This window comes from Parvularcula marina (genome assembly GCF_003399445.1).
Lineage (GTDB): Bacteria > Pseudomonadota > Alphaproteobacteria > Caulobacterales > Parvularculaceae > Parvularcula > Parvularcula marina.
This window is the reverse complement of the sequence record NZ_QUQO01000001.1, coordinates 1,264,451-1,279,176: the sequence shown is the minus strand read 5'-3', so window position 1 is coordinate 1,279,176 and position 14,726 is coordinate 1,264,451. Positions and strand designations below refer to the sequence as shown.

General features: G+C 62.0%; 13 protein-coding genes. 3 read left to right on the top strand and 10 right to left on the bottom strand.

What is annotated here, in order from left to right; translation table 11 throughout:
• Positions 1 to 45 precede the first annotated feature (45 nt).
• The 3 genes from smc to DX908_RS06010 all read right to left on the bottom strand — a co-directional run bounded on the left by smc (position 46) and on the right by DX908_RS06010 (position 4,990).
• Positions 46 to 3,519: a chromosome segregation protein SMC gene (gene smc / locus DX908_RS06020; RefSeq protein WP_116391507.1), complete on the bottom strand. Its 3,474-nt coding sequence runs from the start codon at positions 3,517 to 3,519 to the stop codon at positions 46 to 48.
• 110 nt (positions 3,520 to 3,629) lie between these two features.
• The gene (locus DX908_RS06015) at positions 3,630 to 4,376 is read right to left on the bottom strand and encodes a DsbA family protein (protein WP_116391506.1); all 747 of its coding nucleotides are present in this window, start codon (positions 4,374 to 4,376) and stop codon (positions 3,630 to 3,632) included.
• An 89-nt stretch (positions 4,377 to 4,465) separates the two neighbouring features.
• Positions 4,466 to 4,990, bottom strand: a complete 525-nt coding sequence (locus tag DX908_RS06010) for a DciA family protein (protein WP_116391505.1) — start codon at positions 4,988 to 4,990, stop codon at positions 4,466 to 4,468.
• A 33-nt stretch (positions 4,991 to 5,023) separates the two neighbouring features.
• Here DX908_RS06010 and DX908_RS06005 point away from each other — a divergent pair, with 33 nt between their 5' ends.
• The gene (locus tag DX908_RS06005; RefSeq protein WP_233508640.1) at positions 5,024 to 6,067 is read left to right on the top strand and encodes an A/G-specific adenine glycosylase; all 1,044 of its coding nucleotides are present in this window, start codon (positions 5,024 to 5,026) and stop codon (positions 6,065 to 6,067) included.
• On the opposite strand, the gene DX908_RS06000 is transcribed toward DX908_RS06005, so the two are convergent.
• From DX908_RS06000 to DX908_RS05990, 3 genes are all read right to left on the bottom strand, one after another.
• Positions 6,064 to 7,167: a site-specific DNA-methyltransferase gene (locus DX908_RS06000; RefSeq protein WP_325047967.1), complete on the bottom strand. Its 1,104-nt coding sequence runs from the start codon at positions 7,165 to 7,167 to the stop codon at positions 6,064 to 6,066. The two genes, DX908_RS06005 and DX908_RS06000, sit on opposite strands and share 4 nt — an antisense overlap.
• A gap of 87 nt (positions 7,168 to 7,254) precedes the next feature.
• Positions 7,255 to 7,962 (bottom strand): ribonuclease HII, encoded by a 708-nt coding sequence (gene rnhB / locus DX908_RS05995; RefSeq protein WP_233508639.1) that lies wholly within the window; start codon positions 7,960 to 7,962, stop codon positions 7,255 to 7,257.
• A complete protein-coding gene (locus tag DX908_RS05990; RefSeq protein ID WP_116391504.1) occupies positions 7,931 to 9,031 on the bottom strand; it encodes a PA0069 family radical SAM protein in 1,101 nt (366 codons plus the stop codon). The genes rnhB and DX908_RS05990 overlap by 32 nt, the downstream gene beginning before the upstream one ends.
• Before the next feature lie 96 nt (positions 9,032 to 9,127).
• Between DX908_RS05990 and DX908_RS05985 the strand changes: the two genes are divergently transcribed.
• Both DX908_RS05985 and DX908_RS05980 read left to right on the top strand, forming a co-directional pair.
• Positions 9,128 to 9,892, top strand: a complete 765-nt coding sequence (locus tag DX908_RS05985; protein ID WP_116391503.1) for a TIGR04283 family arsenosugar biosynthesis glycosyltransferase — start codon at positions 9,128 to 9,130, stop codon at positions 9,890 to 9,892.
• A complete protein-coding gene (locus DX908_RS05980; protein ID WP_199564606.1) occupies positions 9,843 to 10,469 on the top strand; it encodes a TIGR04282 family arsenosugar biosynthesis glycosyltransferase in 627 nt (208 codons plus the stop codon). Before DX908_RS05985 ends, DX908_RS05980 begins: the two co-directional genes overlap by 50 nt.
• On the opposite strand, the gene DX908_RS05975 is transcribed toward DX908_RS05980, so the two are convergent.
• From DX908_RS05975 to DX908_RS05960, 4 genes are all read right to left on the bottom strand, one after another.
• Positions 10,396 to 11,808 (bottom strand): MATE family efflux transporter, encoded by a 1,413-nt coding sequence (locus tag DX908_RS05975; RefSeq protein ID WP_116391501.1) that lies wholly within the window; start codon positions 11,806 to 11,808, stop codon positions 10,396 to 10,398. The two genes, DX908_RS05980 and DX908_RS05975, sit on opposite strands and share 74 nt — an antisense overlap.
• A 132-nt stretch (positions 11,809 to 11,940) precedes the next feature.
• Positions 11,941 to 12,747 (bottom strand): DUF547 domain-containing protein, encoded by an 807-nt coding sequence (locus tag DX908_RS05970; protein ID WP_116391500.1) that lies wholly within the window; start codon positions 12,745 to 12,747, stop codon positions 11,941 to 11,943.
• A 101-nt stretch (positions 12,748 to 12,848) separates the two neighbouring features.
• Entirely contained in the window at positions 12,849 to 13,532 is a 684-nt protein-coding gene (locus tag DX908_RS05965; protein ID WP_116391499.1) for a DUF1013 domain-containing protein, read from the bottom strand.
• A 204-nt stretch (positions 13,533 to 13,736) separates the two neighbouring features.
• Positions 13,737 to 14,702, bottom strand: a complete 966-nt coding sequence (locus DX908_RS05960) for an NAD(P)H-quinone oxidoreductase (RefSeq protein ID WP_116391498.1) — start codon at positions 14,700 to 14,702, stop codon at positions 13,737 to 13,739.
• Between the last annotated feature and the right edge of the window lie 24 nt (positions 14,703 to 14,726).

The window sequence follows — 14,726 nt, the reverse complement described above, 5'->3', positions numbered from 1 at the left end:
GCGCGCTCCCGATCTGATCGAAAGCGCCCCCTAACATGGGATAGCTCAGGCCGCCATGCTTTCGGCCTCGGCAAGATCGACCGAGACGAGCTGGGAGACCCCGCGCTCAATCATTGTCACCCCGAACAGCCGGTCCATCCGTGACATGGTCAACGGGTGGTGGGTGATGGCGATGAAGCGGGTCGAGGTCTCCTTAGCCATGCGGGCAAGCATGGCGCAGAAGCGGTCCGTATTCGCATCATCGAGCGGCGCGTCGATCTCGTCGAGGACGCAGACCGGGGCTGGGTTCGATTTGAAGACGGCAAAGATGAGGGCGGTCGCAGTCAGCGCTTGCTCACCACCTGACATCAGCGACATCTGGGTCAGCTTCTTGCCCGGCGGGCAGGCGAAAATCTCAAGGCCCGCTTCGAGGGGGTCGTCAGAGTCGATCAGGCGCAGCTCGGCCTGACCACCGCCGAACAGCTCCGAGAAGAGCTCGCGGAAATTATTGTTCACCGTGTCGAAGGCATCGAGCAGGCGCTGGCGGCCATCGCGGTTCAGCGAGCCAATGGCGCCGCGCAGCTTGTTGATCGCCGCTTCGCAATCGGCCTTTTCGGTTTCGATCTCCGAGAGGCGCCCGTCGATTTCCTCCATCTCCTGATCCGCACAGAGATTAACCCCGCCCAAGGCTTCGCGTTCGCGTTTCAGCTTGTCGATTTTCTCTTCGAGAACCTCGTGGCTGGGGAGGGGGGCATCTTCCTTGTGCTCGGCAAGGGTAAGGAGGGCTTCGGGCGGTCCTTCATGGATTTCCTGGGCGCGGGCGGCAGCATCTTTGAGGCGCTCGCGGGAGGCTTCGCCTTGCGCTTCGGCGCGGGCCTTGTTCTCGCGGGCAAGCGCCGCGCGTTCATCCGCATCCCGAACAAGTCGTTCGGCTTCGGTCAGCGTGCCCTGTACACCGGCGAGCTCGTCGGCGGCCACGCAGCGGCGGCTCTCGGCTGCGGTGACGGCCTCATAAATGCTGGTCCGGCGCTGCTCCAGCTCGCCGGGGACTTTTTCGGCCCGCTCAATCGAGGCGCCGGTTTCAGCAAGCGTGCGGGCGACCATGTCGATCCGCTCGGCAGCCGTACCCTGACGGCGCATCCAGCCTTCGCGCTGCTCGCTAATCTGTTTAAGGCGAGCGGCACGAGCATCGGCATCGCGGCGCAGCTCGGCACGGACGCCGCGGGCGCGGCCATTGCCGCTGCGGGCCTCTTCGCGGGCATGTCGAGCAGCGGTCACCGTTTGTTCGAGAGCGGAGAGATCGGGCAGCGCATTCATCGCCGCCATCGCTGCTTCATGTTCGGTATTGGCGGCGGCCAGCCGTTCATCGGCATCGGCCTTGCGGGTCAGAAGCGCTTCGCCTTTGGCGGCACGTCGTTCGGCTTCGCCCTTCAGGCGGCCCAACTCACGTTCTAGTTCAGCGGCGCGGGACTGCGCTGTGTTGCGGGCACGTTCGACCTCACGGCGCTCCTCGGCGAGGGCGGTCAGCGCAAGTCGGGCTTCGCCAAGCGCCTTTTCGGCCTCATCGCGGGCGGTGAAGGCCGCTTCGAGTTTGGCCTGCTGTTCCGTAAGCTGACGTTTCTGCTCCAGCCGGGCAGCGGCAGCGGTTTTTGCGCCTGCGCGGGCGACAAAACCGTCCCAGCGCCAAATATCCCCTTCTCGAGAGACAAGGATCTGACCGGGGGTCAAGGCGGCGGCAAGCCGAGCGCCGTCTTCTGCGGCGACGACACCTACGCTCGACAGGCGGCGGGTGAGGACCGGCGCGCCGGTCACAAATTGCGAGAGCGGCGTGGCGCCGGACAGCCCGGACCCGGCAATCGGTTGCGCCCCAAGCGCCGACCAGTGGCGGTCAGCTTCATGATCATCAGAGGCCTCTAAGTCTTCCCCAAGGGCGGCAGCAAGAGCGCCTTCATAGCCTTCTGCGACCTCGATATCCTCAAGCACGCTGCGGCCTTCGGGTTCGGAGGCGGCCAGCACGCGGGTAAGGGTGTCGATCTCGGCCTGAATGGCGTTGAGCGCGGCGCGGGTTTCATCGCGCGGGCCTTGTGCGGCCTCGACAGCTTGCTCTGTCCGCTGACGGTTCTCATCAAGCTGGGCCAGTTTTTCCGAGGCGGAGGCAGCAGCAGTCTGCGCGGCTTCCAGCTCCGTGTTCAGCTCGGTGATGCGGCCGGAGGTGTCAGCCTCGGCCTCGAACTGGGCCAGCTGGTCGCGGACACGGACGATTTCTTCGCGCGCAGCCATAACGACCCGGTCCATACGGGAGAGGGCAGCCTCGGCCGCGTTACGCTCGGCACGCGCATCGGCAAAGGCGCGCTGGGCCTGCTCAAGCCTGCCTTCGGCTTCATCAAGCTGGGCTTGCGCTGCCTCAACCTCACGGTCGGCGGCCTCAAGGCGTTCAGCCTCTGATCCTTCACGCTGGCGGATCTGCTCTTCTTCCGTGGCAAGACTTTCAAGTGCGGCCACAGCATCGGAGTTAAGGTCTTCCTCCCGTGCCAGCTCGCGTTCGAGCCGTTCACGGTCACCCTGAAGGCGTTCGATCTCGGCTTTCGCGCGGTCGAGTTCCTTCTCGAAATTCTCCTGCTCGACTTCGAGCCGGTGAAGGGCGGCGGCAGCTTCGGCCTCACGCTGGCGCAGGGGCTCGATCTGCTCATGCGCCTTCTCGCGGGTCGCATGGGTCGAGGCGGCAAGCTTTGCGGCCTCTTCAAGTTCGATAAGCGCGGCTTTCAGAGATTCGCCAGAATCATCGGCATGCGTCTTTGCCTCGGTCCAGCGGGCATAGGCGAGCAGGGCTTCGGCCTTTTGCAGGTGACCGGCAATGTTCCGGTAGCGGCTTGCCTGACGGGCCTGACGGGCAAGGACACCGCGCTGTTGTTCCAGCTCGCCTGCGACATCTTCCAGCCGTTCAAGGTTCGTGGACGCCGCTTTCAGGCGTAGCTCCGCTTCGTGCCGGCGGACATGCAGCCCGGTGACGCCAGCGGCTTCCTCAAGGAATTTCCGCCGGTTCTCTGGCTTGGCATTGATGAGTTCTGAGACCTGTCCCTGACGGACGAGGGAGGGAGAGTTTGCGCCCGACGCCGCATCAGCAAAAAGGAGCTGCACGTCTTTTGCGCGGACTTCCTTGCCGTTGATGCGATAGGTCGAGGTCGTGCCTTCGGCCTTCTTGGTGATCCGGCGGGTGACTTCCAGCATCGGATGCTCATTATACTGAGCAGGGGCCGAGCGGTTTTCATTGTCGAGATGAAGGCTGACTTCCGCCCATGAGCGGCCGGGACGACCCGGATGCTCGGCGGTGCCGGTCCCGGCAAAGATCACATCTTCCATGCCGCCTGCGCGCAGGGCCTTGGCGGAGGTCGCCCCCATCACCCATCGTAGCGCTTCGAGCAGGTTTGATTTGCCGCAGCCATTCGGGCCGACAATGCCTGTCAGGCCTGGAAGAATGTCGAAATCCGTCGGTTCGACGAATGATTTGAACCCGGTCAGCCGGAGTTTCTGAAAGTCCATGACCCGCCCTTAGCGACTACGCGGCGTCTGTTAACCCTTTGGTTGGAAAGGTTAACAGAAACCTAACGCCCTTCGGTGCGGCGATTCCTTCTGCCGGGGCAAGCGCCGTCTTACTGGGCGCGTTTTGCCAGCTCACTGTCGATCATGGCCATCATGCCCTCTTCAGAGCGGCCCCAATCGACTTCCTTGCCGTCAATCATGAAGGTGGGCGTCTGGCGAACATTGTCGTCTTCCAGCCCGCGCATAACGTTGGCTTTAACCGCCGCTTTCACATCTTCGCGATAAAGACAGGATTGAAGGCCCTCGCGGTCGATACCGGCCTGAGAGGCAATGCTTTCAAGGACTGGACCCGGATTGGGGCCATAGGCCCATTCGCGCTGACGCTCATAAAGCGTGTCGAGCATGGCAAAATAAGCGGGCGCGCCGCGATCGGTCGCTGCACAGCGGGCGAGATAGAAGCCTGCATAAGCCAGGTTCTGCGGGTTGGTCGGGAATTCGCGATATTCAAAGCGGACTTTGCCGGTGTCGATGTACTCTTCCTTGATCTTCGGGAAGACCTGAGAGTGGAACGCCGCACAGGCTGGGCAGGTCGAAGAGGCATATTCAACGATCGTCAGGGGCGCGTCCTCCGCGCCAAGGATCATTGCATCACCAGCCTTGCTACCTTCAGGCGCCGGCACGGATTTGGGTGCATCTTTTTCTTCTGCAGCCTCTGCCATCGCGTCGGTATCGACAGTCGTCTCGGAGTCAAAAACGGCATTTGCGGATGCATCAGGTTCCGCGGTTTCGTCATTTCCGCCGCCACAGGCCGCAAGCGCTAGGGTGGAAAGGCTCAGAAGAGCAAGAAATCGGGTCATGAGTGTTAACCTTTTTGGTCTTGTTGGATCCACGGGGCGGACACTCGCCGAACATGGCCAAAGAGGCAAGTGAGCGTTTTGTTGCGAATCTATCGCTGCCGCCGATTGACGCTCAGCCGGAGCCGGTCGAGCGCCTCATCAAGGGTCTCTGCAGGGCGCTCTGCTTTGGCTGGCGCTTGGCCTCTGGGGACGCCGGGCGCCTGGACTGTTGTCTGTGCGGGCTCCCCGAAATGACGGGTTTTCCAGCGAGGGCCCTTTGATTTCATGCCGGTCTGCTCGATGGCGATTTTCCGGATGCCCTGACGCCCCAGATGCAGTTTGGCGCCGGCGAGGATCTCGGCCTCGGCATATTGGACCCGCATCGCCGCTGCGCCGCTCGAGACGGCAATCACAAGTGTTTCTGCATTTTTCTGGCGACGGATGCGCACCGGGCGGCAGAGTTTTTCGAATTCCGGGCCGACAATCTCGCCCCAATGCTCGATGACAGCGGGGTCGAGGGCGCCGGTCTTGCGGGCGAGTGCGGCGAGCGTCGTCATGACCGGCTTGGCGATGACGGGCGCGGCCCGGCGCGGGGCTCTTGTCTTGACGGGAAGCTCGGACCGAGGTGGGAGCACGTCTTCACCCTTTTAGCGTTTCAGGAGGCCAGTGTGGCGAAGCGCGGCGCGGCCCGCAATGAGATGTTCTCCAGTCGCCTGCTCGACTGGTATGACGCCCATGCGCGCGATCTGCCCTGGCGGGTGGGGCCAAAAGCGAGGGCGGCGGGCGCGCAGCCCGATCCCTACCGCGTCTGGCTCTCCGAGGTGATGCTGCAGCAAACCACCGTGGCGACCGTCACGCCCCGGTTCGAAGCCTTCCTTACTCGCTGGCCGGATGTGGCAGCGCTGGCCGCCGCACCGCTTGAGGATGTGCTGGGGGAGTGGGCCGGGCTTGGCTATTACGCCCGGGCGCGGAACCTTCATGCCTGCGCGAAGGTCGTAGCCGATGAGCTGGGCGGGGTTTTTCCCGATACGGAAGAATGGTTGATCACCCTGCCGGGGATCGGTCCCTATACCGCCGCCGCGATTGCGGCGATCGCCTTCGACCGTACCGCCGTTGTGGTCGACGGGAATATCGATCGAGTGATGGTGCGCATCGAGAATATTGCCCGGCCCATCCGCGAGGCGAAAGCGGAGATCAGGGCGTCAGCCGCTGAGCGGACACCTGATCAGCGGGCGGGGGATTATGCCCAAGGGCTGATGGATCTGGGGGCGGGGGTCTGTCGGCCCCGGAACCCTGACTGTCTTCTTTGTCCGGTAGCGGAATTTTGCGAGGCGCGCGCCGCAGGCGTGCAGGATGAGCTGCCGGTGAAACCCGCAAAAAAGGCGCGGCCGGTCCGCCATGGCGTTGTTTATGTGGGCTTGCGTGAGGATGGGGCGGTGCTGACCGAACGGCGGGCCGCCAAGGGGTTGTTTGGCGGTATGGCGGGCCTGCCCGGCGGGGCGTGGGCAGAAGGAGAGGCCCCTAAAGCCGCGCCGCCCGTCAAAGCCCGCTGGCGGGAAGCAGGGACGGCGGAGCACACGCTGACCCATTTCCACCTGATACTGACGGTGATGACCGCCAAAATAAAAGAGGCCCCGGAGGGCCTCTTCTGGACGGCGGATCTTGAGACCCTGCCGACAGTGTTCAGAAAAGCGGTGAAGATCGCGGCTTAGTTCATTCCCTGACGGATCATTGACCGAAGCGAGTCGATCGGCTGGAGCTTTCCGGCGGCTTCATAGTGCCAGAAGGTCCATCCATTGCAGGAGGGCGCATTCTGGACGCTGGCGCCAACTTTGTGGATCGAGCCTGAGGCGGTGTCGGCGGCAACAGAGCCATCCGCCTTGATCCGCGCGACATGGCGTTTCTTGGGGCAGTAAAGCTTGGTGCCGGGAGAGAGGAGGCCGGATTCGATCAGCTGGCCGAAGGCAATACGTGGCTGCTTGCGCGGGCTGGGAAGCGCGACGGCGTCTTCCTCGCGGAGCGGAGAAACCGCTTTGATGCGCTTTTTGGCGGCAGTGATATAGCCCGCATCCTGATCGATGCCGATAAAGTGACGGCCCAGACGTTTGGCGACGGCGCCTGTCGTGCCGGTCCCAAAGAACGGATCGACGATCAGATCGCCTGGATTGGTCGTGCCCAGAATGATCCGGTGAAGGAGAGCTTCGGGCTTCTGCGTCGGGTGGAGCTTTTTGCCGTCATCCTTCAGCCGCTCACGGCCCGTGCAGAGCGGGAAGGTCCAGTCGCTACGGAGCTGGACGTCGTCATTACCGGCTTTGAGGGAATGATAGTTGAAGGTGGGGCGGGATTTCTGGTCGCGCGCCGCCCAGATCAGGGTCTCATGCGCATTGGTCAGACGCGTGCCCTTGAAATTCGGCATCGGGTTCGTCTTCACCCAGACGACATCATTCTGGATCCAGAAGCCGAGATCCTGAATCGCCGTGCCGAGGCGGAAAATGTTGTGATAGGAACCGATCACCCAGAGCGCGCCATCGGGTTTGAGGATGCGGCGGCATTCGGCGAGCCAGGCGCGGCAGAACTCATCATAGGCTGCAAACGACGAGAACTGGTCCCAGTCATCGGTGACGCCATCGACATGGGTCTGGTTCGGACGGGTAAGGCCGCCTGCGAGTTGCAGATTATAGGGCGGGTCCGCGAAGACGAGATCGGCGCAGGCATCGGGCAGCTTTTTCAGGCGCTCGATGGAGTCGCCTTTCAGGATCACGTCTTTCTTCAGCTCTGTCATCGGGCCCTCACCAGCATCTGTTGAGTGCATAAAGCGCTCATGATGATGAATGATGAGTAAAGATTCGTCCGTTAACGAACTTGAAGAAAGAGTAAAGATCCGTGTTCTGACTCTATGTCAGGCGAAGGCGGGCTCGCCATTCTCCGCGCAGAGCTTTGCAATCGGCGCAAAGGAGCGGCGGTGATGCGGGGTGACACCGCATTTATCGAGCGCATCGCGATGCATGGCCGCACCGCCATAGCCTTTGTTCTTTGCCCAGCCATAGTCGGGAAAGTCATGATCGAGCCCATGCATGATGCGGTCGCGGGTCACCTTCGCGATGATCGAGGCGGCGGCGATGGAGAGCGATTTGGCATCGCCCTTGACCACGGTCACGGTCTCGCAATCGGGGAGGATCGGCGCGTAAAGCCCATCGATAAGAGCGCCTTTGGGGCGGATGGGCAGGGCGGCAACGGCCCGCTGCATGGCGAGGTAGTTCGCCTTGCCGACCCCGATGCGGTCGATTTCTTCAACGCTGCCGACCCCGACACCGACACGGGCGCAGGTCCAGATCGCGCGGGCAAGCTCCTCGCGGCGGGGCTCTGAGAGGGTTTTTGAATCCCTCAGGCCCGTAGGGATGCAGTCGGGATTGAGGATGACGGCGGCGGCCAGCACCGGCCCGGCCCAGGCACCGCGGCCCGCTTCATCGACACCGGCGACGGGCCCCGAAAGCCCCGCGCTCATCTGGTCTTCGATATCATATGTCGGAATGGGCACGGCCATGGCGGGACCATAGACCGATTCCGTTTTTGCCTCAGCCCTTGCCGAAAAGATCGCCTTGCGCATTCGGTTTCACCGGCACGCGGAAGCGGTCGATGCGCATGGGCGGCGGGGTCGTGAAGCCCAGCTTCCGGCAGGCCTTCTGGAAACGGCGGGCGAGAAGCTGATTGATCTCATGGCGCGGGCCGTCGCCGCGCGACCAGTTCACGTCATAGAGCTTGCCGCCATTGATCGCCTTCATGAGATTGAGGACGCGCGGCGCGCGGTCGGGGCAGAAGGTCTCAAGCCATTCCTTGAAGAGAGGCGCGACCTCCAGCGGCAGACGAAGGAGCGTATAGGCGGCATAGCTTGCGCCCTGTTCGGCGGCATGTTCCATCAGCCCTTCTAATTCGTGGTCGGACAATCCGGGGATCATCGGCCCCTGCATGGTGCCGGTCGGGATGCCCGCCTCGGCAAGGGCCTTCATCGCCGCAAAGCGCTTGTCCGGGCGCGGCACGCGCGGCTCCATCGTGCGGGCAAGTTTGGGGTCCATGGTCGTCACCGAGATCATGGCGCGGGCAAGGCCTTTCTCCGCCATCGGCGCAAGGATATCGATGTCGCGGGTGATGAGATCCGACTTGGTGAGGATCGTCACCGGATGATTGAACTCGGCCAGGACTTCGAGGATCTGGCGCATGATACGGAGCTTTCGCTCCGCTGGCTGATAGGGGTCGGTATTGGTGCCCAGCGCAATGGCGTGGGGGTTATAGTGCCGGGACGACAGCTCCCGCCGGAGAAGGGGGGCAGCTTCCGGTTTCACCAGAATCCTGGTTTCGAAATCGAGCCCCGGCGACATCCCCAGATAGGCGTGAGAGGGCCGCGCAAAACAATAGATGCAGCCATGCTCGCAGCCCCGGTATGGGTTGATTGAGCGGTCCATGGGCACATAGGGGCTCGTGATATAGTTGATGATCCTCCGTGTCCGATCAAAAATGATCTCGGTCTTGTGCTCCTCGGGCGGCTCATCCGACCAGCCATCGTCAAAGTCCTCGCGGATTTCCTTTTCGTAGCGGCCGGTCTGGTTTGACCGCGCGCCGCGTCCCCGCCCGGCGGTTGGACGGTTGGGCTGGAAGGGAGGGGACACGGCGCGGGCCATGTCCGGCACCTAGCCCCATGGAACAGAACAAATCAAGAACATTTTATCAGCATTGGCTTGTGTCACTTTCGCGGCGCGGGCTACGAATGAAGGGACATGATTTCTGTCATCATTCCCACGCTCAATGCGGCCCCCGGCCTTGGCGCCACGCTCGAAAGCCTGCTCGAGGCGAACCGGCTCGGCATGATTGCCGAAGTGATTGTCAGCGATGGCGGCTCCTGTGATGAAACCGCACAGATCGCCGAAGCGTCCGGCGCAAAAGTGCTGATCGGCTCGAAAGGGCGGGGTGCGCAATTGATCCGCGGCGCGGAAGCTGCGCGCGGGGACTGGCTCCTTTTTCTTCATGCCGACACAGAGCTCAGCCCCGGCTGGGAGGAGGAGGCGGGCCGCCACATGGCGGGCGCTTTTGACCGCAAGGCGGCCGTCTTCCGGCTGGGTTTTGCGGCCTCAGGCTTCAAGCCACGGCTTGTTGCCTTTGGCGCCAATCTGCGCTCGCGGCTCTTCCGGTTGCCCTATGGCGATCAGGGCCTGTTGATCAGCAGGCGTCATTATGAGCGGCTCGGCGGGTTTGCAGACTTCCCGCTATTCGAGGATCTCGATTTCGTCCGCCGCATCCTGCGTGAGGGTGGGCGGTCTGCCGTCTCACTCCTGCCTGCGGTGGCCATGACCTCCGCAGAGCGCTATGAGCGCGAGGGATATCTGATGCGCGTCTTGCGCAATGCACGGCTCGTCCTCGCCTATCATGCCGGGGTGAGCCCCGAAGAACTGGCGGAGCGATATAATGGGCGCCTACGGAAAAAATCTCGTGCTCATGGCAAAGCCGCCCTTGATGGGGCGGGTGAAGACCCGCCTCAGCCGTGATATCGGCACGGTCGGTGCTGCGCAATTCTATCGCCATGCCGTTGAGCGCCTGCTCCGGCGGCTTCAGGTTCCGCGCGAATGGAATTTACGGCTGGCCGTCAATGCGCGGCCCGAGGACAGCTATCAGTGCTGGCCGCGCGATGTGATCCGTATGCCGCAAGGCGGCGGCTCTCTTGGACAAAGGATGGGCTTCGTTCTCGACAATCTGCCGCCGGGGCCGACGGTCATTATCGGCACGGACAGCCCGCAGATTGAGCCTGAACATATCCGCGAGGCGTTCCACGCGCTGGGGCGGGATGATGCGGTCTTCGGGCCGTCGGATGATGGCGGCTACTGGCTGATCGGGCTCGCCCGGCGGCGTCCGGCGCCAAGGCTTTTTGAAGATGTCGCCTGGTCGACCGACACGGCGCTCGACGACACGATAGCAAGCCTGCCTGAGAGTTTCCGGATCAGTGAGATGTCCGAGCTGATTGATGTCGATAATCGCGACGACCTTGAGGATCTCAATGCTGGCTGGGGGCCGATGCGCTACGGCCCATGGCGGCCTCTTCCCGAACAATCAGACGGCGCGTCATGAGGGCGGCAAAAAGGCCAGCCACGATATAGGCGGCAGGCCCCGCCATGATCACCGTCTGGAACGGGTCTGTGCCGAAGCCGAGAATGAGCACGAGCGAGAGCCCGGCAAAGAGCACCAGATGCCGGATGATCGACAGCGTCATGCCGAGATTGGGATAGCCAAGCGGGTTTGCGACGCCGACCGAGACATGCAGAAAGCCTGCGCCCCAGACGCCCAAGGCGATGAAGGACAGATAATGGTCCGCAAGCCCGACGATCGATGCCTCCCTTGAGAAGAGCCCGGCAAGCTGGGACCCAAAAGCTGTCAGGATCGCGAAGACAACGAGCCCCCAGCCTAGACCAAAGAGCAGCGCCTTGATCTGTGCGGAGCGCAGGCGGTGGGGTTTGCCCGCGCCGATATTCTGGCCGGTGAATGGCCCTATGCCTGAGCTGAGCGCCATGAAAGGAACTAGCATCAGGCTCTCGATCCGTGTGCCTACCGTGTAGGCAGCAACCGCATCCGTACTCGACAAGGTCAAAAGCCTGACGCCGATGGCGGCGGAAAGGGGAGAGACGAGCTGCGCGAAAAAGGCCGGCGCGCCAAAGCGGGTGATCTCGGCGACCGAGCTGCGGAAGATCCCGAAATCATGGCCGGTGAATTCGACCAGCTTCTGGCGCTGCAGATAGACAAAGCTGCAGATGAAGACGACGGCCCGCGCCATGATCGTGGCCCAGGCGGCGCCCGCCATGCCGAGATCCGGGGCGCCCCAGATCCCGAAAACGAGAAAGGGCGAGATGACGGCATTGATGGCCGCGGCCATGATCATCAGGCTGGAGGGGAAGATCGCATCCCCGGTCGCCCTAATCAGGCCATTGAGGACAATCGGCATCATCAGGAAGGGCAGGCCGAGAAACCAGACATTCATGTACTGATGAACGAAGGGCATGAGGCGCTGTGGTGTGCCTAGCCAGCCAAAGACCGTCTCGTCGATCAGGAACATGCCGCCCGTCATCAGGAGCGAGAGGATGCCGGTAAAGATGATCGTATCGGTCGTACGGATCCGCGCGCGGTCAGCATCACCTCGTCCGAGCGAGCGGGAAACGACGGAGGTTGCGCCATTGGCCATGCCGATCGAGACGGCAGACATCGAGAAGATGACCGGGAAACAATAGCCGATGGCAGCAAGCTGATCCGGTCCGAGCCGCCCGATATAGAGCGTATCGACGATGTTGAACGCGATGACGGAGAAAAGCCCGAGGCTGACCGGCCAGCTCAGCGCGAACAGAACCCGGCCCACCGGCCCCGCAAGGAGCCGTTGACGGCGCAATCTGGTTCTGGCCGCGGCACGGGCGGAGTTCATCGGAAGATCCTGTCGGTTTGAAGGAGCTTCCTACATGCGCGCTTTTGCGGAAATTGCAAAAAGGGGACAGGGAACTGCGGGAAGTCGGGATTAGGGTCCGGCTTCCCGCATGTCTGAACGCTTCGGGCGCCTTTACTGGGCGTCGTTCAGCGACCAGTCATAATCATTCCCATTGATCTTCGTCTTGCCTTCTAGGGCATTGAGCTTGTCGCCTGTCGCATACTGACGGATGTGATCGAGGACTTCCGCGTCATTTTTGCCGAAGTCTTTCTTGAACCATTTATAGATCGAGGAGGTGATGATCTTGCCATTCTCGATTCTGATGCCGCGCGGATGAGCGATATAGGCCCGTGCTCCGGCATCGAGGTCTTCATCGAGGGTTTCTGCTTCCCATGCGGATGTTTTGAGGTTCGGACAACCAATCGACGCGCAGTTAAAGGCGTAGTGGACGCGCGGCTCATTGAATTTGGCGCGGACGATATCGTGCTCGATATTGTCGAGGGTGAGTTCCTCACCTTCAACGGTCAGAACCTTCATTTTCCATGGGCCTGAGCTGAATACGCCACTCTTGATGTCGCGGATGGACTCGACGGGGTAGTTTTCGAGAATGATGTCGAGTGTCTTGGCGTTATAGAGATTGGCCCAGAAGGCAATCTGCTCGTCCGCCGTCATCTGGCTGGGGCGTTCGCCTTCGAGCGCGGCGATATAATCCGTCAGCTTCTTTTTGTCCGCGGCGGTGACAGCACCGTAGTCAAAGAGGTTGATGCCGTCTTTTTGCGAGATATAGTCCGCAAGAACCTCATTATACGGCGCATTGATATTTTCTTCGTCCTGCATGGACATCGCCATATCATCAGAGGTCTGGGCGGCGGCACTGAAAGCAGGCCCGCTCGCGCCGATCAAAAGGGCAGCAAGCAGGGCGGTGCGGTAACGGGGCATGAAGTCTCTCCCTTGAGCGTTAGATACGCTCACCTATTCGTTCTCTGCGACAGGAACGTTACGGTAAAGCCGAGAGCGCAGTTGGATCGCAGTTGCGAGCGTCAGTCGTTGTCTGAATCGCCGCCGCCACCGAAGTTTGCGAAGATCTTGTCGATATCCGGGGCCGCATTGCTCCGCTCGTCCTCGTCGGCCTTTTCGGTTTCGGCGGCAGGGGCGAGGCGGGCGCCTTCGTCGATCTTGCCGGCCGCTTCCATGGCTGCGCGTTTCTCAGAAGCCTTGGAGACCGCCATGTCGAGATCGAACTGGCTACACAGGCCGAGCGCGACCGGATCCTGCGGCTCGAGGTTCGAAGAGTTCCAGTGTGACTTGTCACGGATGGCCTGAATCGTGGTCTTTGTCGTGCCCAGCAGTTTGGCGATCTGGCTGTCCGGCACTTCGGGGTGGTTGCGGACGATCCAGGCGATTGCGTTCGGGCGCTCCTGACGGCGCGACAGCGGCGTGTAGCGCGGGGCTTTCTTCTTCGGCGCGGCGACGATCGTTTTCGGCTTCGAGAGCTTCATCCGATAGTCTTCGTCCTTCTCACCCTTTTCGATTTCCTCGCGGGTCAGCTGGTGCTGGCTGATCGGATCGATCCCGCGCACGCCGGCGGCAACATCGCCATCCGCGATGCCTTTGACCTCAAGCGAGTGCAGACCGCAGAAATCCGCGATCTGATCGAAGCTGAGAGCAGTGTTATCGATGAGCCAGACAGCGGTCGCTTTCGGCATCAGGGGACGGTCGGACATGGAGGAGCTCCTCAAATTTTCTTTGCTAACGCGCGTCTGCCCCAATGGTCACGATGCAATAACTCGACGGCCGCGGCCCCCGTCTTCCGGGGACCGGCGTCGCGTCTGCCTCGTCTTGTCGGGGAATAGGCGCGAAACCTTGGCGGGTCACATACGCATCCGCGGCCCGTCCTGCAAGCCATTGCCGCGCCTTGTGTCTCCCGATCAGGTCAGAAGGACGATCTTGCCGATGTGCTCGCCCGCTTCCATCCGTCGATGGGCCTCTACGGCTTCTTCGAGGGGGAAGGCGCGGTCAAAGACGGCCGCGATCTCGCCGCTGACGATCTTGGGCATCACATGCTGGCGGATCTGGTCGGTAAGGCGCGCCTTCTCCTCAATATGCCGTGCCCGCAATGTGGAGCCGGTGAGGGTCAGGCGTTTCTGCATCAGGATCGGGATCGGAATTTTTGCTTCCATGCCCGCCTGAAACGCAATCGAGACGTGCCGTCCTTGCGGCTTCAGCAGCGTCATGTCTTTGGCGACATAGTCCCCGCCGACCATATCAAGAACGACATCTGCGCCGCCTTCGGCGGTCATCAGCTTGGCCCAATCCTCGTTGCGGTAATTGAAGCATTTGACGAAACCGAGCCTCTCCGCGGCGCGGCATTTCTCATCCGACCCCGCCGTGCCGTAGACCGTGGCGCCAAAGGCCTTGGCCATGGAGAGCGCCATGGTGCCGATGCCGGATGTTGCGCCGTGCACGAATAATGTCTCGCCTTCCTTCAGGCGGCCATCCTCAAAGACGTTCGTCCAGACAGTATAGAGCGTCTCGGGCAGCGCTGCGGCCCGTTCAAAGGGCATTTCTTCGGGCAGGGTTAACAGATGCCGGTGGTGAACGACCGCATATTCGGCATATCCGCCCCCGGCGATCAGCGCCATCGCATGCGCGCCAACCTGACCGACAGCCCCGGGGCCGAGCTTCTCGATGACCCCTGCCACTTCAAGGCCGGGCAGGTCGCTGGCGCCGGGAGGAGGGGGATAAACACCTTTCCGCTGAAGAACATCGGGACGATTTACCCCTGCCGCCGCAACTTTCAGCAAAACCTCACCAGGACCGGGTTCGGGGACGGGTCTGTCGATGAGTTTGAGAACCTCAGGTCCGCCAGGTTTTTCAATATGTACTGCACGCATGCTCAGGTCCTTTGGTCACTACTC